This is a genomic window from Streptomyces sp. NPDC054883 (assembly GCF_053610645.1).
On the sequence record NZ_JBSGYT010000016.1, the window covers coordinates 123,075 to 130,420 of the forward strand.

The following is a 7,346-nucleotide window of genomic DNA, read 5'->3' on the forward strand; positions in this document are numbered from 1 at the left end:
GCCTAGAACCACTCCGCGCTGGTGGGGAGATCATTTCAGTCATTGAATTTGTCCTGCCACCGGCTGGAAATGCAGTCGGTAAAGCAGTCGGCTGCGGGTGCCCCGGTCGGGGCATCCGCAGCCGCCCCGCTTTGTCAGAGGTACTGACCGGTGTTTGCCACCGTGTCGATGGAGCGTCCGGTGTCCGCGCCTTGCTTTCCGGTGACGAGGGTGCGGATGAATACGATCCGCTCGCCCTTCTTTCCGGAGATTCGGGCCCAGTCGTCCGGGTTGGTGGTGTTGGGCAGGTCCTCGTTCTCCTTGAACTCGTCCACGCAGGCCTGGAGGAGGTGGGCGACCCGCAGGCCCTTCTGGTTGTGTTCCAGGAAGGCCTTGATCGCCATCTTCTTGGCCCGGTCCACGATGTTCTGGATCATGGCGCCGGAGTTGAAGTCCTTGAAGTAGAGGACTTCCTTGTCGCCGTTGGCGTACGTGACCTCGAGGAAGCGGTTTTCCTCGCTTTCGGCGTACATCTGCTCGACGACGGTCTGGATCATGCTGTGGACGGTGCCGGCCGTGGAGCCCTGGTGTTCGGACAGGTCGTCCGCGTGCAGGGGCAGCGAGGCCTTGAGGTACTTGGCGAAGATGTCCTTGGCGGCCTCGGCGTCCGGGCGCTCGATCTTGATCTTCACGTCGAGGCGGCCGGGGCGCAGGATGGCCGGGTCGATCATGTCCTCGCGGTTGGAGGCGCCGATGACGATGACGTTCTCCAGGCCTTCCACGCCGTCGATCTCGGCGAGGAGCTGGGGGACGATGGTGTTCTCCACGTCCGAGCTGACGCCGGATCCGCGGGTGCGGAAGAGGGATTCCATCTCGTCGAAGAAGACGATGACGGGGGTGCCCTCGCTGGCCTTCTCGCGGGCACGCTGGAAGACGAGGCGGATGTGCCGCTCGGTCTCGCCGACGTACTTGTTGAGGAGTTCGGGGCCCTTGATGTTCAGGAAGTAGGACTTCCCGGTGGGGCGGCCGGTGACCTCGGCGACCTTCTTGGCAAGGGAGTTGGCGACGGCCTTGGCGATGAGCGTCTTGCCGCAGCCGGGGGGGCCGTAGAGCAGGATGCCCTTCGGCGGGCGCAGTTCGTGCTCCTTGAAGAGGTCCGGGTAGAGGTAGGGGAGCTCGACCGCGTCGCGGATCAGTTCGATCTGGTCGCCCAGGCCGCCGATCTTGTCGTAGTCGATGTCCGGGACCTCTTCGAGGACGAGGTCTTCGACCTCGCTCTTGGGGACCACTTCGTAGACGTAGCCGGAGCGGGGTTCGAGGAGCAGGGCGTCGCCGGGGCGGATGGTGATGTCCAGGAGCGGCTCGGCGAGCCTCACCACCCGTTCCTCGTCGGTGTGCCCGATGACCAGGGCGCGCTCGCCGTCCTCGAGGATTTCCTTGAGGGTGACGATGTCCCCGGCGCGCTCGAATTCCATGGCTTCGACCACGTTGAGCGCTTCGTTGAGCATGACCTCCTGGCCGCGCCGGAGCTCTTCCGGGTCGACGCTGGGGCTCACGTTCACGCGGAGTTTGCGGCCTCCGGTGAAGATGTCGACGGTGCCGTCCTCGTTGGCTTGCAGGAAGACACCGAAGCCGGCCGGCGGCTGGGCGAGCCGGTCGACTTCTTCCTTGAGGGCCACGATCTGGTCGCGGGCCTCACGGAGGGTATTCGCCAGTCGTTCGTTCTGTGCGGATACACCGGCCAGATTCGTCTGGAGCTCTACGATCCGCTCTTCGAGAATCCTCGTGTGACGCGGTGAGTCGGCGAGCTTGCGTCGCAGGACGGCGATTTCCTGCTCGAGATAGGCAACCTGGCCAGCGGGGTCCTCGGACCCTCGCCCGGGCCGGATGCCGCGGTTGATGTCGTCGTCGTGGGCTGCCACGGTCCTCACCTCCTCCAAGGGGAGCTGGACGCTTCCTGACCCTACCTGGGCTGGTGGTGATTGAAACCCCTAGATCACAAAGACGGTAGAGGTGTGTCCGATCTTCACCCTTGCGTACTCCCTCTCGTCAAGGAAATACCCACCCAGCAGCATCGGAAAGCAGCCGGTTGTAAGGTCGAAGCGTTCAACACCCGTCAGGGCCCGCGCGACTTGTCGCGAGTTGTGACCGGGAAGGATCACTCAGTGCAGGGAACGGCAGGAGATATGACCGTGCAGCAGGAGGCAACCTCCGACCGAACCGCCGGCGCCGGCGAGGCCGAGGCGTCGCTGGAGGTGTGGATCGACCAGGACCTGTGCACCGGCGACGGCATCTGCGTGCAGTACGCCCCGGAGGTGTTCGAGCTGGACATCGACGGTCTGGCTTACGTGAAGAGCGCGGAGGACGAGCTCCTCCAGGCCCCGGGGGCGACGACTCCGGTTCCGCTGACGCTGCTGCGGGACGTGGTCGATTCGGCGAAGGAATGCCCGGGTGACTGCATCCACGTCCGCCGCGTTTCGGACAGGGTCGAGGTGTACGGCCCTGACGCGGAGTGACGGTCACACAGCTGCGGGGCGCGAGTCGGTAAGCTCCTGGCGGAATTTTCCGCCCTCCCAGCGCCACTTGGCGAGCTGTTCGGTGTCGGGGCTGTAGCGCGGGACCGCCGGTGAGGAATAGCCGAAGAGACGTGCCGTTACGGTGCCGTCACTGATGGTGAGGTCGGTGGCGGTCTGCCGTCGGCCGGCTTCGAGCAGGGTGGCGACGACGCGCGGCGGGGCGCCCGGGGTCTTGTCCTGGGTGAGGACGTAGATGGCGTGCGGCGGGGTGCCGGAGCCCGCGTCGCAGCGGACGGCGGCCACGGTCTCGGGGCGGCCGTCGCCGTCGAGGTCGCCCTGGGCGGTGGCGGTGACGGCTTGCGGCATGCCCCTGCAGTCGAGCGGGTAGCTGACGGCGTGCGCGTCGGGGGCGGTGGCCGGGGGGCCGGCGGGGGCCGCCGCGGAGGTTGCGGTGACCGGGGCGCCGGTCGCGGGGCCGGGCTGGAGGAAGCCCGCGGCGGCTATGACGGCGGCCATGGCGGTGGCCGTGGCGACCCAGTGGATGGCGTCGGCGCCACCGTGGGCCAGGGTGTCCAGTACGGGGGCCGGCTCGGTGGGGCTGTGCAGCACGCGGGGTGTCTCCTGTGCGAAGGGTGACGCGGTGCCAGCATCGTGCCATACCTCACACCGGGGTGGAACGGGTGGGTCCGTGCGGGTGCCGACGGCTTCCGGCGCTGTCGTCCCCGGCAACGAGAAGGCGCTGTGGCGCAGTTCCCGTCCGGTCGGGGGAACTGCGCCACAGCGCTCTCGTGTTGGGGTCTGCGCCGGGTGGGCGCGGGCCGGTGGGTCAGTCGCGGTCGCCGCCGCGGCTCTGGCTGCCCGGTCCTTCGTAGTCCTCGCCGTAGGCGCCCTTGGAGGGGCGGCGGCGGCGCATCGGGGGTTCGACGCCGTCCGCGAGGCGGCGGGCGGTGACGAGGAAGCCGGTGTGGCCGATCATCCGGTGGTCCGGGCGGACGGCGAGGCCTTCGACGTGCCAGTTGCGGATCATCGATTCCCACGGCTGCGGCTCGGCGTAGCAGCCGAACTCGCGGATGGATTCGACGGTGCGCGAGAGCTGGGTGGTGGTGGCCACGTAGCAGCAGAGGATGCCGCCGGGGACGAGGGCCTTGGAGACGGCTTCCAGGCACTCCCAGGGGGCGAGCATGTCGAGGATCACGCGGTCGACGTCGGTGTCGGACAGGTTGTCCTGGAGATCGCCGACGGTGAGCTGCCACGCGGGGTGCGGGCCGCCGAAGTAGCGCTCGACGTTGGCGGTCGCGATCTCGGCGAAGTCCGCGCGGCGCTCGTAGCTGTGGAGCATGCCCTGGTCGCCGATGGCGCGCAGCAGGAAGCTGCTCAGGGAGCCGGAGCCGACGCCGGCTTCCACGACGCGGGCGCCGGGGAAGATGTCGGCGAAGGCCAGGATCTGGCCGGCGTCCTTGGGGTAGACCACGGCGGCACCGCGGGGCATGGACAGGACATAGTCGGGGAGCAGGGGGCGCAGCGCGAGGTAGGCGACGTTTCCCGTGGTACGGACAACACTGCCCTCGGGAGCACCGATCAGCTCGTCGTGCGGGAAGGAACCCTTGTGGGTGTGGAAATTCTTCCCGGCTTCGAGCGTGAACGTGTAGTGGCGGCCCTTGGGGTCGGTGAGCTGAACCTGGTCCCCGACCTCGAAGGGCCCGCGTCGGCGGGCGGCACCGGTCGGTTCGGACATGTGACCAGTGTATTGGGTTCAGGACTGGGGCCGCGCCATGGCCTTCACGAAGGCTTTTTCGACGTCCGTGGTGGACAGGACCCCGTAGATCCGGCCGCCGGGTTCGAGGACGAGGTATTCGGTGGCGGGGGTGGCGCGGAGGTGGTCGAGGAGTTCTTCGCCGGCGAGGTCCGCTGAAACCTTCATGCCCTCGGTGAGGTCTTGGGAGAGGGTGCTGACGGCGATCCAGGGGCGGCGGTGTTCGGGGACGGAGGCGATGGCGGTTTCGCGGACGATGGCGGTGGGGTCACCGTGTCCGTCGACGACGACGAGGGCGCGGGCTCCGGCTTCGTTGGCGCGGCGGAGCGCTTCGGAGAGGGGGGTGGCGTTCTCGACGGGGATGGCGCGGCGGGTGAGGGCGCGGGCCTGGAGTTCGGGGAGGTGCTGGCGCAGACGGGCCATGCGCAGGCTGTTGCCGGCGCCGGTCCAGATGATGGCGGCGAGGATCGCGGCGAGCAGGGCGTCCATGACGGTGTCCATGCCGCCGATCTCCTGGCTGCGGTTGCCGAGGAGTCCGGTCTGGGTGACCAGGGGCAGGCCGATGAGGACGGTGACGGCGAGGGCGCGGCCGACCCAGGCGGCGGCGACGGTGCCGGCCATGGGTTTTCCGGTGATGCCCCAGATGACGGCGCGGAGCATGCGGCCGCCGTCGAGGGGGAGGCCGGGGAGCAGGTTGAAGACGGCGACGAGCAGGTTGGAGATCATGAGGCCGGCGAGGAGGACGCCGGGGACGGTGGGTGCGTCGACGGCTTCCATGCCGAGGTAGAAGGCGCCGGCGAGGAGGAGGGAGAGGAGGGGGCCGACCGAGGCGAGGACGAATTCGCGGGCGGGGGTTTCGGCTTCCTTCTCGATTTCGGAGACGCCGCCGAAGAACTGGAGCCGGATGCGGCGTACGGGGAGCCGGAAGCGCAGGGCGGCGACGGTGTGTGCGAGTTCGTGGACGAGCACCGAGGCGTAGAAGGCGACGGCGAAGAAGAGGGAGACGAGGTAGCGGGCCGGTCCGAGTTCGGGCAGGACGCGGTCGAGCTGGTTGCCGAAGACCCAGGTGATGAGGGCGGCGACGAGGAACCAGCTGGGCGAGACGTAGACGGGTACGCCGAAGGGGCGGCCCATGAGGAGTCCGCCGCCCGGGTCGGAGCGCTTGGGTGCGCGCTCACCGGTTTCGTCGGTGTCTGGCACGGCTGTCCTTCGTTCGGTGCTGTCCGGTGGGGCGGTGCCGCCGGTGGTGTGCGGGGCGTTGTGCGGGTGTGTCGGGTGGGTGTGCCGTGGTGCGGTAGCACGGTGTGATGCTCTGATCATGCAGTGCGAGGGGGCTCGGAGTCGATGGTATGCGCGTGCTGTCGGTGGCGGGTCGTAGGGTTTTACGCATGACGACGAGCCCCGGTCCTGTTCCTGGCGTGGCCGCTGCCGCTGCCGATGCCGCGCCCGACGGGCCGGCCGGCGCGGTGCGGCCCGCCTCGCTGTCGCCTTCGCGGGCGAGCGATTTCATGCGGTGTCCGTTGCTGTACCGGTTCCGCGTGATCGACAAGCTGCCGGAGAAGCCGAGTGCGGCGGCGACGCGGGGGACGCTGGTGCACGCGGTGCTGGAGCGATTGTTCGACCATCCCGCGCAGGAGCGGACGGCGCCCCGGGCGAAGGCGTTGGTTCCGGGGCAGTGGGACCGGCTGCTGGAGGCGAAGCCGGAGCTGACGGAGCTGTTCCCGGCGGGTGACGAGGGGGAGGGTCTGGCGCGTTGGCTGACGGAGGCCGAAGCGCTGGTGGAGCGGTGGTTCACGTTGGAGGACCCGACGCGGCTGGAGCCGGTGGAGCGGGAGTTCTTCGTGGAGACGGAGCTGGAGTCGGGGCTGCGGCTGCGCGGGATCATCGACCGGGTGGATGTGGCGCCGACGGGCGAGGTCCGGATCGTGGACTACAAGACGGGCAAGGCGCCGCGGCCGGAGTACGCGGAGGGCGCGCTGTTCCAGATGAAGTTCTACGCGCTGGTGGTGTGGCGGTTGAAGGGGGTGGTGCCGCGCCGGCTGCAGTTGGTGTACCTGGGCAGTGGGGACGTGTTGACGTACGACCCGGTGGTGGCGGATCTGGAGCGGGTGGAGCGCAAGCTGCTGGCGTTGTGGGACGCGATCGTGGAGGCGACGGAGACGGGTGTGTGGCGGCCGCAGCGCACGAAGCTGTGCGGCTGGTGTGATCATCAGGCGGTGTGTCCGGAGTTCGGCGGGACTCCCCCGGTGTATCCGCTGGTGATCGTTCCCCGGGCGGCGGCGGAGGGGTCGGCGGGACCGGGGGGTTCCTGATCGCCGGGTCAGGGCACAATGGGCGGCGCCCGTCGAAGCCGCCGTTCGAAGTCCGAAGATTCCGAAGATGAGGTACCCCTGTGGCGATCCGCGTCCTGTTGGTCGATGACCAGCCGCTGTTGCGCACCGGCTTCCGGATGATCTTGGAGGCGGAGCCGGACCTGGCGGTGGTCGGTGAGGCCGGGGACGGTCTCCAGGCGCTGGACCAGGTGCGGGCCCTGCAGCCCGATGTGGTGCTGATGGACATCCGGATGCCGCGGATGGACGGGGTGGAGGCGACGCGCCAGATCACGGGGCCGGGCCGGGACGGGCCGGCGAAGGTGCTGGTGCTGACGACGTTCGATCTGGACGAGTACGTGGTGGAGGCGCTGCGGGCGGGGGCGAGCGGTTTCCTGCTGAAGGACGCTCCCGCGACCGAGCTGGTGCAGGCGATCCGGGTGGTGGCGGGCGGCGAGGCGATGCTCGCGCCGAGCATCACGCGGCGGCTGCTGGACAAGTACGCGGGGCACCTGCCGTCGGGCGGGGAGAGCGTCCCGAACACCTTGGGCACCTTGACGGAGCGTGAGGTGGAGGTGTTGAAGCTGGTGGCGCGGGGCCTGTCGAACGCGGAGATCGCGGCGGACCTGTTCGTGAGCGAGACCACGGTGAAGACGCATGTGGGGCACGTGCTGACGAAGCTGGGCCTGCGTGACCGCGTGCAGGCCGCCGTGTACGCGTACGAGAGCGGCCTGGTCCGCCCGGGCGCGCAGTAGCCGCCCGTCGCCGTCCCACGGGCCGTGGGACGGC

7 protein-coding genes are annotated in these 7,346 nt (G+C 69.1%); 3 read left to right on the forward strand and 4 right to left on the reverse strand.

Going from position 1 to position 7,346, the window contains the following annotated elements:
* Nucleotides 1-134: 134 nt before the first annotated feature.
* A complete protein-coding gene (gene arc, locus ACWGH1_RS15135) occupies nucleotides 135-1,901 on the reverse strand; it encodes a proteasome ATPase (RefSeq protein WP_361314205.1) in 1,767 nt (588 codons plus the stop codon).
* Between the two features lie 264 nt (nucleotides 1,902-2,165).
* Here arc and ACWGH1_RS15140 point away from each other — a divergent pair, with 264 nt between their 5' ends.
* Nucleotides 2,166-2,495: a ferredoxin gene (locus ACWGH1_RS15140; protein WP_453356043.1), complete on the forward strand. Its 330-nt coding sequence runs from the start codon at nucleotides 2,166-2,168 to the stop codon at nucleotides 2,493-2,495.
* Nucleotides 2,496-2,498: 3 nt separating this feature from the next.
* On the opposite strand, the gene ACWGH1_RS15145 is transcribed toward ACWGH1_RS15140, so the two are convergent.
* From ACWGH1_RS15145 to ACWGH1_RS15155, 3 genes are all read right to left on the reverse strand, one after another.
* Nucleotides 2,499-3,104 carry a hypothetical protein gene (locus tag ACWGH1_RS15145; RefSeq protein ID WP_453356042.1) on the reverse strand — a complete coding sequence of 202 codons (606 nt, stop codon included), beginning with the start codon at nucleotides 3,102-3,104 and terminating at the stop codon, nucleotides 2,499-2,501.
* A gap of 217 nt (nucleotides 3,105-3,321) precedes the next feature.
* The gene (locus ACWGH1_RS15150) at nucleotides 3,322-4,230 is read right to left on the reverse strand and encodes a tRNA (adenine-N1)-methyltransferase (protein ID WP_136211133.1); all 909 of its coding nucleotides are present in this window, start codon (nucleotides 4,228-4,230) and stop codon (nucleotides 3,322-3,324) included.
* A gap of 18 nt (nucleotides 4,231-4,248) precedes the next feature.
* A complete protein-coding gene (locus ACWGH1_RS15155) occupies nucleotides 4,249-5,568 on the reverse strand; it encodes a site-2 protease family protein (protein WP_453408709.1) in 1,320 nt (439 codons plus the stop codon).
* A 68-nt stretch (nucleotides 5,569-5,636) separates the two neighbouring features.
* On the opposite strand from ACWGH1_RS15155, the gene ACWGH1_RS15160 reads away from it, so the two are divergent.
* Together ACWGH1_RS15160 and ACWGH1_RS15165 are read left to right on the forward strand one after the other, a co-directional pair.
* The gene (locus tag ACWGH1_RS15160; protein WP_453357396.1) at nucleotides 5,637-6,560 is read left to right on the forward strand and encodes a RecB family exonuclease; all 924 of its coding nucleotides are present in this window, start codon (nucleotides 5,637-5,639) and stop codon (nucleotides 6,558-6,560) included.
* An 80-nt stretch (nucleotides 6,561-6,640) separates the two neighbouring features.
* Entirely contained in the window at nucleotides 6,641-7,312 is a 672-nt protein-coding gene (locus ACWGH1_RS15165) for a response regulator (protein WP_453357395.1), read from the forward strand.
* The last annotated feature ends 34 nt before the right edge of the window (nucleotides 7,313-7,346 follow it).

Coding starts and splice junctions, on each gene's coding strand:
- ACWGH1_RS15155 (WP_453408709.1), bottom strand. CDS start 5,568: ATGATCAGAGCATCACACCGTGCTACCGCACCACGGCACACCCACCCG.
- ACWGH1_RS15140 (WP_453356043.1), top strand. CDS start 2,166: ATGACCGTGCAGCAGGAGGCAACCTCCGACCGAACCGCCGGCGCCGGC.
- ACWGH1_RS15150 (WP_136211133.1), bottom strand. CDS start 4,230: ATGTCCGAACCGACCGGTGCCGCCCGCCGACGCGGGCCCTTCGAGGTC.
- ACWGH1_RS15160 (WP_453357396.1), top strand. CDS start 5,637: ATGACGACGAGCCCCGGTCCTGTTCCTGGCGTGGCCGCTGCCGCTGCC.